The organism is Caballeronia grimmiae, assembly GCF_022879615.1.
Classification (GTDB): Bacteria; Pseudomonadota; Gammaproteobacteria; order Burkholderiales; family Burkholderiaceae; genus Caballeronia; species Caballeronia grimmiae.
The window spans coordinates 689,224-708,269 of record NZ_CP084271.1 but is presented as its reverse complement, the minus strand read 5'-3'; the positions used below and the strand labels follow the sequence as shown (position 1 = coordinate 708,269).

The 19,046-nt window shown below is 61.6% G+C and carries 15 protein-coding genes; 6 read left to right on the top strand and 9 right to left on the bottom strand.

The window, feature by feature from the left end:
* Window positions 1-47 precede the first annotated feature (47 nt).
* The 8 genes from LDZ21_RS03390 to LDZ21_RS03355 form a co-directional block, all read right to left on the bottom strand.
* Window positions 48-1,190, bottom strand: coding sequence for a glycosyltransferase family 4 protein (locus LDZ21_RS03390; RefSeq protein WP_244794227.1), 1,143 nt, complete (start codon window positions 1,188-1,190; stop codon window positions 48-50).
* 35 nt (window positions 1,191-1,225) lie between these two features.
* Window positions 1,226-2,182 (bottom strand): GDP-L-fucose synthase family protein, encoded by a 957-nt coding sequence (locus tag LDZ21_RS03385; protein ID WP_244794226.1) that lies wholly within the window; start codon window positions 2,180-2,182, stop codon window positions 1,226-1,228.
* Between the two features lie 6 nt (window positions 2,183-2,188).
* A complete protein-coding gene (gene gmd / locus LDZ21_RS03380) occupies window positions 2,189-3,307 on the bottom strand; it encodes a GDP-mannose 4,6-dehydratase (RefSeq protein WP_035959759.1) in 1,119 nt (372 codons plus the stop codon).
* Between the two features lie 78 nt (window positions 3,308-3,385).
* Window positions 3,386-5,614 (bottom strand): succinoglycan biosynthesis protein ExoP, encoded by a 2,229-nt coding sequence (locus tag LDZ21_RS03375; protein WP_244794225.1) that lies wholly within the window; start codon window positions 5,612-5,614, stop codon window positions 3,386-3,388.
* 85 nt (window positions 5,615-5,699) lie between these two features.
* Window positions 5,700-6,854, bottom strand: coding sequence for a polysaccharide biosynthesis/export family protein (locus LDZ21_RS03370; protein ID WP_244794751.1), 1,155 nt, complete (start codon window positions 6,852-6,854; stop codon window positions 5,700-5,702).
* A 51-nt stretch (window positions 6,855-6,905) separates the two neighbouring features.
* Window positions 6,906-8,285, bottom strand: coding sequence for an undecaprenyl-phosphate glucose phosphotransferase (locus LDZ21_RS03365; RefSeq protein ID WP_244794224.1), 1,380 nt, complete (start codon window positions 8,283-8,285; stop codon window positions 6,906-6,908).
* A gap of 123 nt (window positions 8,286-8,408) precedes the next feature.
* Complete coding sequence (locus LDZ21_RS03360; protein WP_244794223.1) at window positions 8,409-9,932, bottom strand: mannose-1-phosphate guanylyltransferase/mannose-6-phosphate isomerase; 1,524 nt, start codon at window positions 9,930-9,932, stop codon at window positions 8,409-8,411.
* Window positions 9,933-10,124: 192 nt separating this feature from the next.
* Window positions 10,125-11,126 carry a GlxA family transcriptional regulator gene (locus LDZ21_RS03355; RefSeq protein ID WP_035959886.1) on the bottom strand — a complete coding sequence of 334 codons (1,002 nt, stop codon included), beginning with the start codon at window positions 11,124-11,126 and terminating at the stop codon, window positions 10,125-10,127.
* A 162-nt stretch (window positions 11,127-11,288) separates the two neighbouring features.
* Here LDZ21_RS03355 and LDZ21_RS03350 point away from each other — a divergent pair, with 162 nt between their 5' ends.
* The 4 genes from LDZ21_RS03350 (at window position 11,289) to LDZ21_RS03340 (ending at window position 14,799) form a co-directional block, all read left to right on the top strand.
* A complete protein-coding gene (locus LDZ21_RS03350; protein ID WP_244794222.1) occupies window positions 11,289-11,648 on the top strand; it encodes a hypothetical protein in 360 nt (119 codons plus the stop codon).
* A 451-nt stretch (window positions 11,649-12,099) separates the two neighbouring features.
* Window positions 12,100-12,225 carry a hypothetical protein gene (locus tag LDZ21_RS31150; RefSeq protein ID WP_280519418.1) on the top strand — a complete coding sequence of 42 codons (126 nt, stop codon included), beginning with the start codon at window positions 12,100-12,102 and terminating at the stop codon, window positions 12,223-12,225.
* A 43-nt stretch (window positions 12,226-12,268) separates the two neighbouring features.
* On the top strand, window positions 12,269-14,200 hold the full coding sequence (locus LDZ21_RS03345) for a hypothetical protein (protein WP_244794221.1): 1,932 nt from the start codon (window positions 12,269-12,271) through the stop codon (window positions 14,198-14,200).
* 146 nt (window positions 14,201-14,346) lie between these two features.
* Complete coding sequence (locus LDZ21_RS03340; RefSeq protein ID WP_035959888.1) at window positions 14,347-14,799, top strand: GDP-mannose mannosyl hydrolase; 453 nt, start codon at window positions 14,347-14,349, stop codon at window positions 14,797-14,799.
* A gap of 1,172 nt (window positions 14,800-15,971) precedes the next feature.
* On the opposite strand, the gene galU is transcribed toward LDZ21_RS03340, so the two are convergent.
* On the bottom strand, window positions 15,972-16,913 hold the full coding sequence (galU, locus tag LDZ21_RS03335; protein ID WP_244794220.1) for a UTP--glucose-1-phosphate uridylyltransferase GalU: 942 nt from the start codon (window positions 16,911-16,913) through the stop codon (window positions 15,972-15,974).
* A gap of 369 nt (window positions 16,914-17,282) precedes the next feature.
* Here galU and LDZ21_RS03330 point away from each other — a divergent pair, with 369 nt between their 5' ends.
* Window positions 17,283-18,368, top strand: coding sequence for a GlxA family transcriptional regulator (locus LDZ21_RS03330; protein WP_244794219.1), 1,086 nt, complete (start codon window positions 17,283-17,285; stop codon window positions 18,366-18,368).
* Window positions 18,369-18,403: 35 nt separating this feature from the next.
* Window positions 18,404-18,994 carry a phosphatase PAP2 family protein gene (locus LDZ21_RS03325; RefSeq protein ID WP_244794218.1) on the top strand — a complete coding sequence of 197 codons (591 nt, stop codon included), beginning with the start codon at window positions 18,404-18,406 and terminating at the stop codon, window positions 18,992-18,994.
* Window positions 18,995-19,046 lie beyond the last annotated feature (52 nt).

Here is a 19,046-nt window from a genome sequence, read left to right as displayed (position 1 = left end):
CGATCACTGCGTGTGTAGCGCCCTCCTTCCCCGTGTCGACCGACTCATCAGTTCGTCAGCAGCAGCGCACAGCCCCGAGCTATGCTGGCCGCAGCCGATGGCGGATCGAAGCGCTGAATGACTTCGGTGCAGCGCTTCGCGACGCCCGCCGTATCGGCGAACGCTTCCAGCGATTTGAGCATGGTTCGATGCAGGCTCGCGACATCGCCCGCAGGGAACGCATAGCCCGACACCCCTTCGACGACCAGCTCCGGCACGCAGCCGCAGCTCTCGCTCACGATCACAGGACAGCCGTGATTCAATGCTTCGTTCGTCACGAGGCCCCACGGCTCGCGCTTGCTCGGCAAAACCATGCAACTTGCGCCGAAGTATTCGCGCGAGAGCGGCGCGTCCTGAAGGCTGCCCAGGAAATGCACCGCGCCTTGCAGGCCCGCATCGGCCACCTGCTTCTTCAGTTCATCGCCGAGCGGCCCCGTTCCCACGATGCGCAACTCCGCATCCGGCACGCTCTTTCTCAGTATCTTGAACGCTTCGACGAGCGTATCGATACCTTTCTCCGCTGACAAGCGCCCAACGAACAGAAACACAGGCTTGTTGCCTTGCCGATGCGCGAGCCGGTCGGGAACCACCGTTTCCGGCGAGAACGAGCGCGGCAATGCAGCGGCCTGGCACGGAATGAAAATCTTCTCCTGCTTCGCTCCGAGCGACATCAGATACTCGCGGCTGCGCGTGCCGAATGCGAAATAACCATCGCACAGCGCAAAGAACACGCGCTTCGGAATCGACGTCAGCATGCGGCGCGGATTGTCGCGTGCGGTCGAATCGCAGAACACGGCGCGGCGCTTCCCCGTCACGATGCATGCGGCCATCATCGCCCAGTATTCGGGACGGTGATAACCCGGCAAAACCACGAGATCGGATTTCGCCTTCAGCACTTCCCAGACGAGGCGCGCGGTCATGCGCCAGGTGGGCACGTCTTCATAGCATCCGTTGTAGAGCTTCTTCATCGGATAGCGATGAAACGAGTAATCGACATCGGAGAAGCCGATGCGGTCGTGCTCGGTATCCGCGATCTGCACCATCGAATAGCGGATGGAGCCGGTCCCCGAGATGTTGTGCAGCGCGGACAGGACTTCCCCTTTGTGCCGCGACCACACCACGTTATGAAAGATGGTCACTGAAGCTGACATTATTGTTTTATCCCCGCGAAAGGATGCGTCGCGACTCAGGCAGTCACCAGGGTCTGCGGCATCGATGCATAGCGTTCAAGGAAGTCCCCGTACGTCGCGCGTATGCCTTCTTCGAGCGCGATCGACGCCTTCCATCCCATGCTTTCCAGTTTCGATACATCGAGCAGCTTGCGCGGCGTACCGTCCGGCTTGCTCGCATCGAACACGAGTTCGCCTTCGAAGCCCACGACGCGGCACACGGTCTGCGCCAGTTCGCGGATGGTCAGATCATGGCCGACGCCCACGTTGAACACGCCGTCGTTCACGTCGCTTTCCATGAGGAAAGTCGCGGCGTCGGCGAGATCTTCGACATGCAGGAACTCGCGGCGCGGCGAGCCGGTGCCCCACACCGGGAGCGATTCATCGCCGCGCAGCTTCGCTTCGTGCGCCTTGCGCATCAGCGCGGGCAACACATGGCTGCTCTTCAGATCGTAGTTGTCGTTCGGGCCGTACAGGTTGGTCGGCATCACCGAAACGAAGTGCGTGCCGTACTGACGGTTATAGGCCTCGCACATCTTGAGGCCCGCAATCTTCGCGATGGCATACGCTTCGTTGGTCGGCTCCAGCTCCGATTGCAGGAGATACGTCTCCTTGATGGGCTGCGGGCAGGCCTTCGGATAGATGCACGAGGACCCGAAGAAAACCAGCTTCGACACGTTCCAGCGGCAGGCCGCATGGATCACGTTCGTTTCGATCGCGAGGTTCTCGTAGATGAACGAGGCGGGCATCGTCGAATTGGCGAGGATGCCGCCCACGCGCGCTGCCGCCAGAAACACCACGTCGATCTGATTCTCTTCGAAGAAGAGATTCACGCCGCCCTGATCGGTGAGATCGAGATGCGCCTTCGTGCGCGTGATGATGTTCTGATAACCGGCGGCCTTGAGACGGCGCACCAGCGCCGATCCCACCATGCCCCGATGCCCCGCCACGAAGATACGTGCTTGCTTGTCCATGGCGGCTTACTCGTGATGTTCGAGGGCCTTGAAACCGGCCAGCGTGACGAGTGCGTCGCGACGTGCAATCTGATAATCCGCACGCACCATCTCCTTCACGAGCGACTGGAACGACGTGACCGGACGCCAGCCGAGCTTCTCGTGCGCCTTGGTCGGATCGCCCAGCAGCGTCTCGACTTCGGTCGGGCGGAAGTAGCGCGGATCGACGCGCACGATGACCTGTCCCGGACGCAGCTTCGTCTCACGGCCTTCCACGCGATCGACGATGCCGATCTCATTGACGCCCTCGCCCTCGAAGCGCACGTGCACGCCGAGTTCCGCTGCCGCCTGCTGCACGAATTCGCGCACGCTGTACTGCACGCCCGTTGCGATGACGAAGTCCTCGGCCTGCTCCTGCTGCAGCATCATCCATTGCATCTCGACGTAGTCGCGCGCATGGCCCCAGTCACGCATCGCGGACAGGTTGCCGAGATACAGATCGTCCTGCAGGCCCGCGGCGATACGCGCGATGGCGCGCGTGATCTTGCGCGTGACGAAGGTCTCGCCGCGCACCGGCGATTCGTGATTGAACAGAATGCCGTTGCATGCGTACATGCCATACGCTTCGCGGTAGTTGACCGTGATCCAGTATGCGTAGAGCTTCGCGACCGCATACGGGCTGCGCGGATAGAACGGCGTGGTTTCGCGCTGCGGAATCTCCTGCACGAGGCCATACAGTTCCGAGGTCGATGCCTGATAGAAGCGTGTCTTCTTCTCGAGGCCGAGAATGCGGATCGCTTCGAGAATGCGCAGTGCGCCGAGGCCATCGGCGTTCGCCGTGTATTCGGGTTCTTCGAAGGAAACGGCCACGTGGCTTTGCGCAGCCAGATTGTAGATTTCGTCCGGCATCACGCGCTGAATGATGCGCACGAGGCTCGTCGAATCGGTCAGGTCGCCGTGATGCAGAAAGAGACGCTGATCCGGATCGTGCGGATCGCGATAAAGATGGTCGATGCGGTCAGTGTTGAAAAGCGAGCTGCGGCGCTTGATGCCGTGTACTTCATAGCCCTTGTTGAGCAGCAGTTCGGCCAGATACGACCCATCCTGCCCCGTGATCCCCGTGATCAAAGCAACTTTGCGGTCCATGCTTAACCCCTATTCTTCGGTCTGAATGCGGCGCGCGTACGCGCCGCGTTATTTTTATTGCTGGCCTTGCCTATTTTTTTATTCGGCGATGCTCTCGTAGCCGTAGTAGCCCGCGTACGTGCTGCCCATCAACATCTTCGATTGCGGCACGTCGGTCAGCAGAACGCCCTTCATGTTCACCCCGCCGTGCTGCAGGCGTTTCATCGTCTCGCCGATTTCCTGGACCTGGTTCTTGCCGTGCCGCACGACGAGCAGGCTCGTGCCCGCGTGCTTGCCGATCACGGTCGCGTCGGTGACGGCGAGGACCGGCGGGGTATCGACGATCACCAGGTCGTACATCTGCTTCAGTTGATCGAGCATTTCGCCGAGACGCTCGCTTGCGAGCAATTCCGACGGATGCGACGGCAACGTGCCCTTCGTGATCAGGTCCACGCCCGGCAACACGTCATGCAGGATCGCGCTGTTGACATCCGCGCCCATCAGCACGTCGGACAAGCCCGGCGAATGGCGCACGCCGAAGTGCGAGTGGATATCGCCACGGCGCATGTCGCCGTCGATCAGAAGCACGCGCTTTCTCGTCGATGCAACCAGCGTCGCGAGGTTCGCCGACAGGAATGACTTGCCGGCTTCCGGACGCGAGCCCGTCATCATCACAACGTTGTTGCGCGCATCGGCGAGTTGCAGTTGCAGCGAGGTGCGCAGGCTGCGAATGCCCTCGACCGCTGCATCTTCGGGCGCTTGGGCGGCCAGCACGTGCATGCCTTCACTGCGCATGCCGACCTTGCGTTGCAGGCGAAGCTGCGTATCGCTGCGCGGCACGATGGCGAACACGCGAACGCCGAGCTGCTTCTCGATCTCTTCCGGACGCTCCACGCCGCCATACAGCGACTTGCGGACGAACGCGAACAGGATGCCGAGCGCGAGGCCCACGCCAGCCGAAATCAGGATGACGATGAGGCGCTTCGGGCGCACCGGATCGTCCGCCGGCTGTGCATAGTCGACGACGCGCACGTTGCCGATCTGCCCGGCCTTCGCGATGCGCAGTTGTTGCGCGCTGTTGAGCAGGTTCGTGTACAGCTCGGTGTTCACGCGGACATCGCGCAGATAGCGCAGCGCCGTTTGCTCGGTGTCCGGCAGCGTCGATACGTTCTTGCCGAGGCGCGTCTGCGCACCGGAGAGCGAAGCGATCTGCGCATCGAGCGCCTGCACCGAAGGATGATGCGGCGTGAAGCGTTGCGACAGTTCCGCGCGTTGCTGTTGCAGGTCCGTGAGCTTCGTCTTGTTGTCGACGATCTGCTGCAGCAGCAGGCGGCTTTCCTCGCTCAGATCCACCGTGCCCTGGCGATTGCGGAACGTGTTGTAGCGCTGCTCCGCTTCGTCGAGCTGCTTCTTCAGCACCGGCAATTGCTGATCGAGGAAGGCGAGCGTGTGCTCCGCTTCGGCCGATCGCTTGTCCGAGTCCTGCTGCACGAAGCGGTTCGCGATGTTGTTGACGATCTGCGAGATCTCTTTCGGGTTGCGCCCTTCGAGGCTCACGCTGATGATGCCCGATTGCAGGGCCGTTTCAGCGACCGTCAGACGCTGCTGCAGATTGTCGATGGTCGTGAGCGTCGAGAAACGCTGGACGTCGAAGTGCACGCCCGGCGCGCCGACGAGCTTGTCGACCTTCAGCCTGATCGGACCTTGCGGCGTCATGCCCGACGCTTCCTGGCCGACCTTGCCCGACAGAACCGCCACGCCGTTCGGATCGTTCAGCACATACGCGCCGTTCTCGCCCGCCACGATCGTGAACTTCTGCTCGTACAGTTCCTTCGGCGTATCGAAGAGCGGCACGTCGATCTGCTCTTTGCCCCATGCGAAGCGCGACAGATAGCCTTCCGGCACCTTCACGTCGAACGTGGACAATGCGCTGCCGATCACGCCGCCGAGCACCGGCACCGTATGCGGCGCGGCGGCGATGTCGAGGTGAAGACGGCGCACCGTATCGTCGACGACGAGGCGCGAGCGCAGCAGTTCGATCTGCGCGGCCGTGGTGGATTTCGCGTCGAACATCTGCGACACGGCTTGCACCGCGTTGACGTTCGCGTTCGCGTTGTTGTTGGCGTTGGTCTCTTCGGTCTGGATCAGCGCGTCGGCCTTGTAGGTCGGCGGCGCAACGAATGCATACGCGGCGCCCAATGCGACCACCGCGAGCATAACGACCGTCACGAGTTTCCAGTTGCCGAAGACGGCCGCCAGATAGTCGGATAATCGCAACTCGTCGCCGGTCGAGACGTCCGAGTAGCGTGCATCAAAGTTTATGGCCATGGTCTCGCTCGCTTATTTCTTTGAAAAGTCGCACAGAACGCCGGCGCGCCCCGCGCGCGCCGGTTGAAGCCAAAAAAACGAAGTTTTACTTGGTGATGACCGCTGCCGTCAGACCCGCGTTGATCGCGGGCAGCAGCAGGTTCAGCACGCGGCTGAAGCGGACAAGGCCGTTGTTATCGACGTAGACCACGTCCTTCGGCTGCAGCTCGAAGCTGTTCGCAAGCAGCATGGACACCGGCGAACGCGCGTCGAGTTTGTAGACCTCGGGGTTGTCCGTCTGGCCATTGCGAATCACGTACAGCTCCTTCGGATCCGACGTCTCGGCGTTGAAGCTGCCGGCCTGCGAGATCGCATCCGAGAGCGTCAGCTTGCCGTTGCGCATCGGGATCACCGTGGCCGGCTTGGTCACTTCACCCATCACGTACACGCCGTTGTCTTCGCGTGAATCGATGCGCAATGCATCGCCCGGCTTCAGCATGATATCCGCCGGGCTGCGGCCCTTCGCGGTCATGCCCGCCATGTTGATGTGATAGGTGACGCCGTCACGAATCAGCGTGACGCGGCTTTGATCCGCGCTCGTCGCGAAACCGCCCGCACGCCCGATGGCTTCGGTGAGCGTCATCGGAATGTCGTTGATCTGCAGCGAGCCGGGCGTGCGCACTTCGCCGTCGATATAAACCTGCGACGCACGGAACGAAGCGACGCGCACCGTCAGTTGCGGCTTCACGAAGACCTTCGACAGCTCCGCGTACAGTTCGCGCTGGACCTGCGATTCGGTCTTGCCCGCGACGTGCAGCGCGCGGTTCACATACGGGAATTGCAGATTGCCGTCGGCATCGACGACGAAGCCAGGCGCGGCATCGGCTGGACGCGTCTGCTGCGGCGGCTGCCCGAGCGCGGCGACCAGTTCAGGGTGATCCCAGACCGTGATCTGGAGCACGTCGCCCGGTCCGAGCACGTATGCGGTCGGCTTGCCGTAGAGGCTCGCGTTCGGATCGACCGTTGACGACGGCTGCGCGGCCTTCAGCTTGCGCACGAGCGAGAGGTCGATCGGCGTGATCGGAATGTTCACGGCGGTCGCGGTATCGCCCTGGTCGGTCGACGTTTCGGCGAGCGCGGCCGGCTTTTCCATGTGCATGCCCGGTGCGAGCGCGCATCCTGCGAAGATCACGCAGAGAGAAGCTGCAGCCGCCAGGCTCGAAAGCCGGAAGACGCCCGACACGTTGGTATTGGCGGCCATGGTCGTGGTGCCCGGTTGTTGTTGATTGTGCATGATGGTCGTCCCCTGCATTCAATAAGCGTTGGTGTGGCGTAGTCCCTTGAAGATCGTTGCGGCAATGATTTTCATGTCGAGGCCGAACGACCAATTACCCAGGTAGTACAAATCGTGAGCGACGCGTCCTTCCATTTTTTCGATGAGATCGGTCTCTCCCCGAAAGCCGTTGACCTGCGCCCAGCCGGTGATACCCGGCTTGATCCGGTAACGATGGATGTACCCCGACACGACCTTCTGATAGAGATCGTCATGCTCCAGTGCGTGGGGACGCGGGCCCACGACCGACATGTCGCCGAGCAGAACGTTGAAGAACTGCGGCAGCTCATCGAGGCTGGTACGGCGCAGGAATGCCCCGACACGGGTCACGCGCGGATCATTGCGCGTGGCCTGCCGAACCACTCCGGCCTGTTCCGTGTGCAGTCGCATCGAACGGAACTTGTAGATTCGAAACACACGGCCGTCCGCGCCCTTGCGACGCTGCCTGAAGAAGACCGGACCGCGCGACGTCAGCTTGATCGCGATTGCAATGGCGATCAGCAGCGGCGAGATGGCGATGATCGCGCCGAGCGCGAACACGCGGTCGAAGATTTCCTTCTGCAACAGCGCGCTTTGCGAGATCGGCGATGCAACGAGGTTGATCGCGGTTTCGCCGAGCAGGTCCGTCGTGCTGCTTTCGAAGAGCGAGAGGCTGCGCACGTCCGGCATGAAGCGCACGTTCACGAGCTCTTCGCGGAACTCGTTCACGAAGCGATGGATCGTGCGTTCCTCGGAAAGCGGCAGCGCGAGCCAAACTTCATGCACGTTGTGCGTGCGTACGTAGTTCACGAAGGCATCGTGATCCTCGAACACGGGAACGCGCGCGTTGAGCCGGCCCGATTCGGGCGCCACGTTGAACACGGCGCTCGCACGAAAGCCCGAATTCTTCGCACGTTCGAGCTTCCTGACGATGGAATTGCAATGCTTGCCGCAACCGACGACAGCCACCTGATGCAGGTTGATGCCAGCATTGCGCATGCGTGCAAGCACGACATGCGTGAGAAGCCGCCCGCCGATCATGAGCACGCCGGACATCGCGGTCCAGTACGCAAACCAGAGGCGCGATACATAGTCGAGCCGATGCAGCGAGAACATCAGCGCCAGCGCGCAGCCCTGCACCACCAGCCAGCCAAGCGACACCTGGCAGATGAGCATCACCTTCCTGCGGCCGCGCCATGATTCATAGACGCCGAAGCCCGGAAAGAGGGCAAGCGAAAACGCTGCCGCAAAAGCGACGAACACCGCCGAATAGGCGGGCACCGCTATGTTTTCGAACCTGATCTGCGACGCCACCGCCGCGCCGCCGACGATCATGGCGACGTCGAAGAGGCGCGCGAGCAATCCTTGTAAATCGCGCATGTCTTTTCCCCGAACGAAATCGATCCCGCCCAGCTAAGTTTTCATTTACCCCTCGCATGCCGCGGCGAACTATCGCGCGCCGCTGCGAGGGACCCAGTGCCATGCACCCGCTAAACGCGGTGCTCAGCTACGGCCATACGTATCGTCGAAACGAACGATGTCGTCCTCGCCGAGATAGCTGCCCGACTGCACTTCGATCATCTCGAGCGGTACCTTGCCCGGATTTTCGAGGCGATGCCGCACGCCCAGCGGAATGAACGTCGATTCGTTCTCCGAAAGAAGAAACTGTTCTTCGCCGCGCGTGACGAGTGCCGTGCCGCACACGACGATCCAGTGCTCCGCGCGATGGTGATGCATCTGCAGCGAAAGCTGCGCGCCCGGCGCAACGACGATGCGCTTCACCTGGAACCGCTCGCCATGCTCGATCGAGTCATAGAAGCCCCACGGACGGCGCACCTTGCGATGCGTGTCGGCTTCGGGCGCATGCTGTTCGCGGATGCGCGCGACGAGACCCTTGATGTCCTGCACGCGCGAACGATCGGCGACGAGCACCGCGTCATCCGTTTCGACGACGATGATGTTCGTCGTGCCGACGCATGCGACGAGGCGTCCGCCTTCCGAGCGCGCATAGCTCGAAGTCGCGCCTTCGAACACCACGCGGCCGCTCGCGACGTTGCCCGAGTCGTCCTTGTCCATCGCGTCCCAGACGGCGTCCCACGAGCCGAGATCGGACCAGCCTGCGACGAGCGGCACCACGATGCCTTCGCACGGTGCGTTCGGCGTGCCGATGTGCTCCATCACCGCGTAGTCGATCGAATCGGACGGCGTACTGCCGAACTGCGCCGCGTTGGGGCGGAAGAACTTGCCGTCGTCCTTGCCTTCGCCGAGCGCCGCGCTGCATGCCGCGAACATCTCGGGATTGAGCTTCTGCAGCGCGGCCAGCCACACGCTTGCGCGCACGACGAAGATGCCGCTGTTCCACCAGTACGTGCCCGCTGCGACGTATTGCGCGGCGAGTTCGGCGGCGGGCTTCTCGACGAAGCGGTCGATCTGATGCGCGCCGTCGGAGAGCGCGCCGCCGAGGCGGATATAGCCGAAGCCGGTGTCGGGACGCGTCGGCGGAATGCCGAGCGTGGCGATCGCGCCGCGTTCCGCGTGCTCGGCGGCGATCGCGATTGCGCGATGCAGCGCCGGGATATCGGCGATAGAGTGATCGGCGGGCATCGCGACCATGATCGCGTCGCGGCCATCCTTGCATGCGGCGAGCGCGGCCAGCGTGAGCGCGGGCGCCGTATCGCGGCGTGCCGGCTCGACGATGATCTTCGCGCTGACGCCGCTTTCGCGCGTCTGCTCTTCCGTCGTGAAGCGATGCTCTTCACCGCACACGATGATCGGCTCGGCGCTCACGTTGAAGTCGCCCGTAAAGCCTTTCATGCGCGAAACGGTGGCTTGCAAAAGCGAGTCGCGACCGACGACGCCGATCAATTGCTTCGGAAACTGTTCACGGGACATCGGCCACAGGCGCGTGCCCGAGCCGCCGGCCAAAATGACGGAAACCAGCCGGCGGCACGGCGTGGCCGTCACGGCGCCCACCTGCACCTCGCTGCTTGTCGTCACTTCGCCTTGCGTGCGTGTTTCATTGCTCATCGTAGGACTCCTGCCTGCATGTTCGTTCGCGGCTTGCTTGACATCACTGCCGCCCGAGAATGATTGGGCCCCGGACCAAGATGGTCCGGCCAAATGTTCGACGCTTTACGCCACCCCTGTCCGGTACCCCACACAGAGGGACGCTGATGCTTCGGCCTTGCTGTCTCCTGGCCCTTCTGACGCGTCCGGCTCTCAGCCGTTTGCCTCGCGCCGGCTTTGCATCCGGTATTCGGTCGGCGAAATCAGAAGGCGCTTGCGGAAAATCTTGGCGAGCCTGTCGCCGTTGCCCATGCCGCTTCTGCGCGCGATCTTGTCCACCGGCAACTCCGAGTCGGTGAGCAGCGCGCAGGTCACGGCAAGGCGTGCCTGCAGCAGATAATCGGATGGCGTGATGCCCATCTCGATCTTGAAGCGGCGCAGGAAGTTGCGCTCGCTCATCGCGGCGACTTGCGCCGCATCGACGACGGAGATCGGCCGCTCGCAGTTGTCCTGGAGCCACCGCGCCGCCGCGCGAATCTTGTCGCCCGCCGATGCCGCGCCGCTGTCGCCAAGAATCGACACGAGCTTCGCGGCAGAGCCGGGCATGAGACGTTCGGCCACGCTGCGCGAGATGTCGAGTCCGAGATCTCGCTTCACGATCATCAGCGCGCCCTTCATCGATTCGTAGCGATCGCCGCCTTCACCCGATTGCTCGTCGCGCACGAGCGGCATGATCGCGTTGCCATAGCGGGCCTGCGCATCGTGTGCGTAACCGATGCCCGCCGCCTCCAGCACCTTGCGGCCTTCGGAGATCGACTTGATCGCCGTGGTCTTGCCGTTCACGCGGCGCAGCCATTCGACGATGCGATCGTCCTTCGCGGCTTCCTCGGCGCCGCGTCCGCCAGCGACGAAGAGCGCATCGAAGCCGCCGTAGTGGCGTGCGTCGAGACCGTCGGTCCAGACACGCACCGAAGACGAGCACGCGACGTTGCCGCCTTCGACGGAGAGGAAGCGCACGTCATAGGTGCAGTCCGCTTTCGCCTTGGCCGACGACAGTTCATTGGCCATGTGAAAGACTTCAGCGACGATTCCGGCACCCAGTAGCGAGAATCCGTCGAACAGCAAAATCGCAATCCGTTTCACCTCTGCCTGCGACGGTCTCGTCGAGGGAGGCATCCAACCCATCACTGCGGGTTCGAGAGTGGCGTAAGGCATGGTCATCCTCTGCAGCTTTGTTTCCAGGGTGCGGAAGAGTTACTCGGCCATTGCATTGCATCAAGGCGTTCCCGAACTTCGCCGGGTTGCCGTGACCGATGGGAACGAGAGGTTGGCGGAATCGTCTCCGCTGGTGTGAATAATAAGCAGACAATGTTTTCCGTGGGTTCGATTTTCGCGCTTAAACCACAAAATCTGTTCGGTTATGAGGCTGACCGCACATTGATATCCATGTCCGCATTCGGTTTGAGCGTCTTTGAATGCCAATTGCCTGGATTTCATTTATTCTTCATACGAACGGTCGATCTGTTCGGCAATGCCGTATGGCTTCCCTTCCGTGCGGTTCCCCGCTCAAATCGCCAGAAGCCCTGTCGCACGGCCTTTTGCGGTCAAACGAACCAACCAGCGCTTTTCAACTGCCCGTTTGAAAATGATTCACCGATGAAACATCGGCCGCTTCAAAGCGCGCCGTTCGCACGCGTTGAATCGGCAATTTTTGGATTATCGCCGGTAAGATTTTGATACAGACGGCGGCGCTTCCAGACCACCGAATAAATCCGAAATCCGTTGATTTATTAATCGCCGTTTAACGTCGATTTAATTCAACGAATGCGAATCAGCGTTTCTTTAATAACACCACGACTATTTATTCACCGACATAATCCAGGCGTTTTATATGAATTGACATGCTGCGCCGCACGAGGGCAAAAAGCCCGGGAAGCACCGCGAGCAAAGGCGGCCCCAGCCGGACATTTCCGCCAAAACCTAGTTGATTTGCGGCGGTGCACAGTTCAGGGTTAATACGAACGAACGGTTCCGAGTCGTCACGATTCGTCCGGGGAATACCACTGGATTGACCCGATTAATTGCGCGTACTCCAAAAGAAATCGTAAGACGAAACGGTGAGGGAAGCCGGTCAAATTTGCCGGTCTCGATTGGCAACCAGTAACCGTGCCGCAGGCGCATGTGTTTCATGTCTGATCAGTTCCTCGCCGGCTCCGACGACGCATTCATCGGACGAACGGGCGGCGCGCGTGCGCATGCGCACGGTTCGCGGCGGGCGCTGCGGTCATCGTGGGCGCTTGCACGCGGTCTGTAGTGCCGCGAATCGCCTTGCCCCTCACAATCCGATCATTCGCACGATGAACCGATTTCCGACCGCACGCCGCGCGACAGCCGCCATCGCCATGCTTTTGACGATGACCGCCTGCGACAACGCAACGTCCGACGAACCCGTCACGCCCGCGGCCAGCAAGCGCGCCTCCTTCGATACGCCGCCGCTGCGCTGCGACGCGCCCGCAACGCCCGTACCGGCTGCGAAAAGCGGTCCCTCGATCGAAGCGGATACGCCCGGCAGCAACGGCACGCGCATGTTCGCGCTGAACGCGCCGCTTTCCGTTGCAATCACGACTCGCGCAAAGGCTGCCGACGCGGTGAGCTGGGAGATTCGCGATGCGTGGAACGTCGTGAAAGCGAGCGGCCGCTTCGCCGTCGATGCGAAGCCGGGCACGTACACGCTCGCGTGCTCATCGCGTGCGGCGGGGTACTTCGCGGTGAGCGCATCGCTCGAATCGGACAAGGCCGCGTTACCTCGACGCGGCACACGGCCTTCGGGCATCGCGACGTTCGGCGTGCTGCCCGATGTATCCGCGGCGCTGCCGGCCGTGACGTATGCGCGCGTCGATCAGCATCGCTTCGGCGGTCAGGGCGCCGCGTATCTGAAGCCGGGCGAGGCATGCTGCTCGGGCGATGGTTATCGGCCGCTCTATCCCGATCTCGGTCTCACGTGGGTCAATGACAATCGCAACTGGTACGTGACCGAGGAGAAAGACCCGCACACGTTCGATGCAGCGGCGGACAATCTCGCGCCCTTCTTCAAACCCGGCGACCTGTTGCGCCTTATTCAGCTCGATGGCATCCCCGCCTGGGCGAGCCCGACGAAGGAGCGCACGCACAGCTACGCGCCGGTATCCCTCGATGCTTACCGCGACTACATGAAGCGCGTGGGCGCCGAGTCGAACACCGTGCGCAAGACGTGGTTCCCGCGACAGTCGCAGAACTACTATCAGGTGACGTGGGAGCCGGATTACGAAGGCGGCCTGCCGTGGCGCGACTCCGATGCCAACCTCGTCGCGATGTACAAGGCCACGCACGAAGCCATCCATGCGAGCGATCCGAACGCGGTCGTGATGGGGCTGACGCTGTCGAATCTCGCATCGAATACGACGTGGCTCAGGCGTCTCGCGCCGCTTGGCATCGGCAAGTATCTGGATGGCGTAAGCGTGCATGGCTACTACGACGTGGGCACGTCGCCGTCGCATCCGCCGGAGCGTTTCGATGCCGATGCATCGACGTCGGCCAAAGCGATGCCCGCCGCGATGCGCGAGTTGCGTCGCGCGATGACGGACATCGTGAAGCCTGGCGCAAAGCTCTTCGTCACCGAGACGGGCGTGAGCTATGACAACGGCAGCAAGTATGGTCCGCATACGCCCGGCTGGAACGTGCTCTATGCGCAAGGCGCGGTTGTCGCGCGCGCGCATCTGATGCTGCTTGGCGAGGGTGCGGACGTGAGCTTCGTGTTCTATAGCGCCGATCCGCCCGAAGTGGGCTATGGCGTGTTCTTCGATCTCGTCAATGCGGAGGGCGGCTTCGGGCAGACGCAGATCAGCCCGAAGCCCGCTGCGATGGCAGTGGCCGCGATGACGCGCATCATCGATGGCACGACGACGCTCGGTTATCTCAATGGCACGCCGCGGGGCGTCTATGCGTACGCGTTTCAGCGTTTGAATAGCGGCAAGGTCGTGACTGCGTTGTGGACGCATCGCAATGCATCGTGGCCGAGCCGCGACGGTTTCGATTCGACGCATGGCGTCGACTACAGCCTCGTCGTGGATGCGCCGGGCAAGTCGGGCACGGTGACGGTATTCGACATGATGGGCAATGCATCGGCGATGCAATACAGCGATGGACGCTTGCCGCTCGTCTTGAGCGAAGCGCCGGTCTATGTCGTGTCCGATAACGCCGCAGCGATGCGCGCGAACGTCACGAAGCCTGCGGGTTATGTGGGGCAATAGGGACTGATTTAGTCGTTTAAGACCAGTGCTGCGGCGGACTGTCGCATGCCTGTGCGCGCTACACTGAATTGGCGCTGCGTCTGTTCAAACGGGGACCGGCATCCATCATTCATAACGATCAAAAGAAAATGACCAATGCAACGGCGATGCTGAGCGAAGCGGATTTCATGACAGTGGTTCGGCTTGCGCCGCTCGTGTCGATCGATCTCATAGTCACTGATGGGAATCGGCGAGTGCTCGTGGGGCGGCGGCGAAATCGGCCTGCACAGGGGACGTGGTTCGTGCCCGGCGGGCGCATCGCCAAGGACGAATCGCTCGATGCCGCGTTTCGGCGCATCGTGCGGAGTGAGCTAGGCGTCGCCAGTGTCGAGCGGTCTTCTGCGCGGTTTTATGGGGTGTTCGAGCATCGCTATTGCGATAATTTTTCTGGGTCTGAGGGGTTTGGGACGCACTATGTGGTGCTTGCTTACGCTCTGCCGTTGAGTGGCAATGTGGCCATTGGGCGCTTTGATCAGCACAGCGAGTATCAGTGGTTGCACGCTGATGATCTGCTAGCTGCTCATGATGTGCATGAGAATACCAAGGCTTATTTTCGCTGATGCCGCGAGGGGCTTTTTTCTTTTCGTGTCGGTCTATTGGCGCGCCCCACCCCTGGGCGGGGGTCACTTTCTTGGCTGTCGACCAGAGTTGGCGCTTCAGCGCCTTACTCTTGTCCCGTGCAAAGAAAGTAACCAAGAAAGCAGCTTTTTTTCGAACTGCACAAAGCACTAACTTGCGTGGCCACTTGGTAGAACATCGGTGGCACTCAGCTTGATAGAGCCTTGAATCACCTTCCGCGCCCGCTGACAACCAACGTCCTCCGAGCCCTTTGGCTCGACAACACCAACAGGACACTACCCTCGCCACGCGTATACGGTTCACCCGTGATTCCGGACCCAATCACGCTAGCGATGCACACGTACCAACAACAACGTCGCTGCGCATGAGGCTGTCTCGGTCTGCCACACGCAGCCGTGAAAGACCGTCGAGGGCGGTCACAATGCTTCGAGTGTCTTCTTGGGCTTCGAGCTTTCTGCTTCGGGCTTTGTGTTTGGCGCTTTGAGCTTCGTGCTCGGTGCTCAGTGCTCGATGGTCGGTGACGCGTACTGCGTGATAGATGCACGATGCTCACTGCTCGACACTCTTGCGCGTTGCTTAATGCGTGATGCTCGGCGCTCGGTATTCGGCGCTTAGCGACCCGTGACCAGTGCTTGATGCTTGATGCTTGATGCTTGATGCTTGATGCTTGGTGCTTGGTGCTTGGTGCTTGGTGCTTGGTGCTTGGTGCTTGGTGCTTGGTGCTTGGTGCTTGGTGCTTGGTCTTGGTCTTGGTCTTGGTGTCTTTGAGCGTGCAGGTCTGCTTCGCCGTTGACTGCGTTGCTTGATGCGTGGGAATTGGTGAACGATGGTGTTGTCGAGCCAAGGGGCTCGGAGGACGTTTGCGCTCAGCGGGCGCGGAAGGTGATTCAAGGCTCTATCAAGCTGAGTGCCACCGATGTTCTACGGAGTGGGCACTTGAATCAATGCTGCGGGCGGTTCGAAAAAAGCTGCTTTCTTTGGTTACTTTCTTTGCATGGGACCAGAGTAAGGCGCTGAAGCGCCAACTCTGGTCGACAGCCAAAAAAGTGACCCCCGCCCCAGGGAGGGGCGCGCCAATAGACCGACACGAAAAACCGAAGAAAAAACAAAATGCCCGCCCCGGCAAGGGGCGAGCAAACAGACTGACCCGAACTCAACCCTCAACAACGGGAACATCGGCATCATCCTCGGCAGAAGCATCCAGAACGGCATCCTCCACGACAGGAACCGCGAACTGCGCCTTCAAATACGCTTCAAATTCATCGCGAACCTCCGGATGCCGGAGCGCGAACTCGACAGTAGCCTTGAGATACCCCAGCTTGCTGCCGCAATCGAACCGTTTCCCGCGATACCGATAAGCCAGCACTTGCTCCTGCGAAAGCAGCGCCTCGATCCCATCGGTCAACTGTATTTCACCGCCCGTTCCAGGCTTCTGATTCCGCAGAAATTCAAAAATGCGCGGCATCAAAACATACCGCCCGACGACGCCAAAGTTCGAAGGCGCCAAAGCCGGCTCCGGCTTCTCGACCACACGCGACAGCTTGAAAAGACCATCGTCCCAGGGCTTGCCTTCAATCACGCCATACGAGCGCGAATCCTTGCGATCGATCTCCTCGACGCCAATCACCGACGAGTGATAATGATCGAACACGTCGACCATCTGCGCGAGCACAGGCGGCTGACCATCGAGCAAGTCATCCGCGAGCACGACGGCAAACGGCTCGTCACCGACGAGCTTCTCGGCACACAACACCGCATGCCCTAATCCGAGCGCCTCGGCCTGACGCACATACATGCACGTCACGTGGCTCGGCAAGATGCCACGCACCAGTTCCAGCAGCTTCGCCTTGCCGCGCGCTTCGAGCTCGGCTTCGATCTCGTACGACTTGTCGAAGTGATCCTCGATCGCACGCTTGCTGCGGCCCGTCACGAAGATCATCTCCGTGATGCCCGCCGCCATCGCCTCTTCGACCGCATACTGAATCAGCGGCTTGTCCACCACCGGCAACATTTCCTTCGGGCTCGCCTTCGTTGCGGGAAGGAATCGCGTGCCGAGTCCCGCCACCGGAAATACCGCCTTGCGCACTTTTAGCATCGGCTCACCTTGTTGGTTGTATGTGCAATAGGCGAACGCAACGCTTCATCGAGCGTTCGCGGCCGCCTCTTCTTGTTGTCGCCGTCGCCGATTTCATCAGACGACACGAGTAGCGTCAGCTTATTCGCGCGATATCGAAATCATCTGCCAACACTTCGTCATTTTCAGACTGTCAAGCCGACGCGCATTCACTGCCGCGTATAGTGCGACGCATGTGAGCTTGGTTTTCCCGCTTTCGACGTTCCTCACCGGAACAAGGGAGATGAAAGCAACCGTCCGGCATGTGACCCGAGCGAGGCGCGACAAAGCGCCCAAAGTGGCCCCAAAAGTGGCTTGAGCGCGCCCGCTCCGGTCGACAGGAGATAGTCGATGGAATACGCCAATGGTATGGGCCGGCTGCACGTCGTGCGCTCGCCCAGGCCCGATGTACGGTCTGCCGACACCGCAAAGCGGATCGGCATTCTGGTCTTCGAGGACTTCTCTCTCGTCGAAGTCAGTTCGATTTCCGAGGTCTTCTCGCTGGCCAATCAGGTCAGCCCGTACGCGGAAGAATCGCGCGGGCAGCGTGAGCTACCGCACGCATCGTCCGCATCATTTGCGGAAATGCCGAACTATTCGCTGCAGTTCGTGTCCAGCGAAGGAGGCAGCGTTGCGAGCAGTTGCTCCATGCGCATCTGGACCGAAAGCCTCGAAGCACGATGGATGAACGAATGCGATGCGCTTTTCATCGCAGGCGGCCCCGGCGCACGGCAGGCGCGCCACGATGTCACGCTGCGCAGGCAGCTTGGCCGCATCGCACCGAAGATTCCGTTCATCAAGGCCATCGGCGAAGGCGCGCACCTTCTCGCAGCGGCGAATCTCACGCTGCAGAACCGCTCGCTCGATTTCGCCGATGAACCGGCTGCGGAAGCCATGTCGCCGGCATTGTCGAACGCGCTGTCCATCGCCGAGCAGACGCTCACGCTCGACGACCCGAAAGGGCCAATCGCTGCCGCGCTGTCGATGGTCAAGCGCGATTACGGGGCAGCCGTCGCACGCGAAGTATCGGAGCGGTCGATACCGGGCGCGTGGCAGAAGCTCGCGATGGTGCTTGACGACACCGACGGCGGCGGCGTGCGTCAAAAGATCGACGCGGCCGCGCGCTGGATCCGCGAAAACTACGTGCGGCAGATTTCGATCACCGATGCCGCACGCGTCGCCGCCATGAGCGAGCGCAACTTTCTGCGGCGCTTCAAGGCGCAGATCGGCCTGACGCCATCGGAATATCTGTTGCGCGCCCGGCTCGATGCGAGTTGCATGCTGCTCGCCGCCACCGACTTGCCAGTCGACAAGATCGCGCGGCGTTGCGGCGCGGGCAGCGGCGACGGCCTCGCGAAGATTTTTCGCAAGCGCCTCTCGATTTCGCCAACCGAATATCGCATGGCGGGCCGCCGCAAACAGGCGGACAGCTCGTAGGCATTTCCAAACCGCGATACCTACAACGGACACGTATGGAAACAAAGGTACTCTGGATTTGTTCGAACCTCGGGGATGCAGCATTTACGCTGCCACTGGCACTCGTCTGCGCCTTGTGGCTGCGCACCGTGGACTGGCGGCTCGCGCTGCGCTGGGCCGTGCTGCTCGCCGCGGGCATGGGCCTCGTCGGCCTCTCGAAGATTCTCTATGCAGGCTGCGGGCTGGAGATTTCGACCTTGGGCTTCCGCATGATCAGCGGACATACGATGCTCGCCGCGTCCATCTACACGGTCGCGGGCGCGCTGATATTCGGCAGCTTCGGCGGCGGGTGGTACCGGCTGGGCGCGGCGGGCGGCCTCGGACTCGCCGCGATGATCGGCGCGAGCCGCATCATTCAGGACGCGCATACGCCGAGCGAAGTGATCGCGGGATGGCTGCTCGGCGCGGCCATCGCCGGCATCCTGCTCATGCGCGTGTTCGAGCAGCCGCGCAAGATGCCGCGTGCGGCTGTCGCGGGCGTCGGGCTGCTGGCGGTATCGTCGATTGCGTATGGGCATCACGCGCCGTTCCAGGCACTCATCGAGCAATACTCGTGGGCGCTTTGCCGGGGGCTCGGGCTGTCGTGAGTATGATGTCGGCCTGATCGCTGACTCATACACGCCGCGCACCGGATGCTGA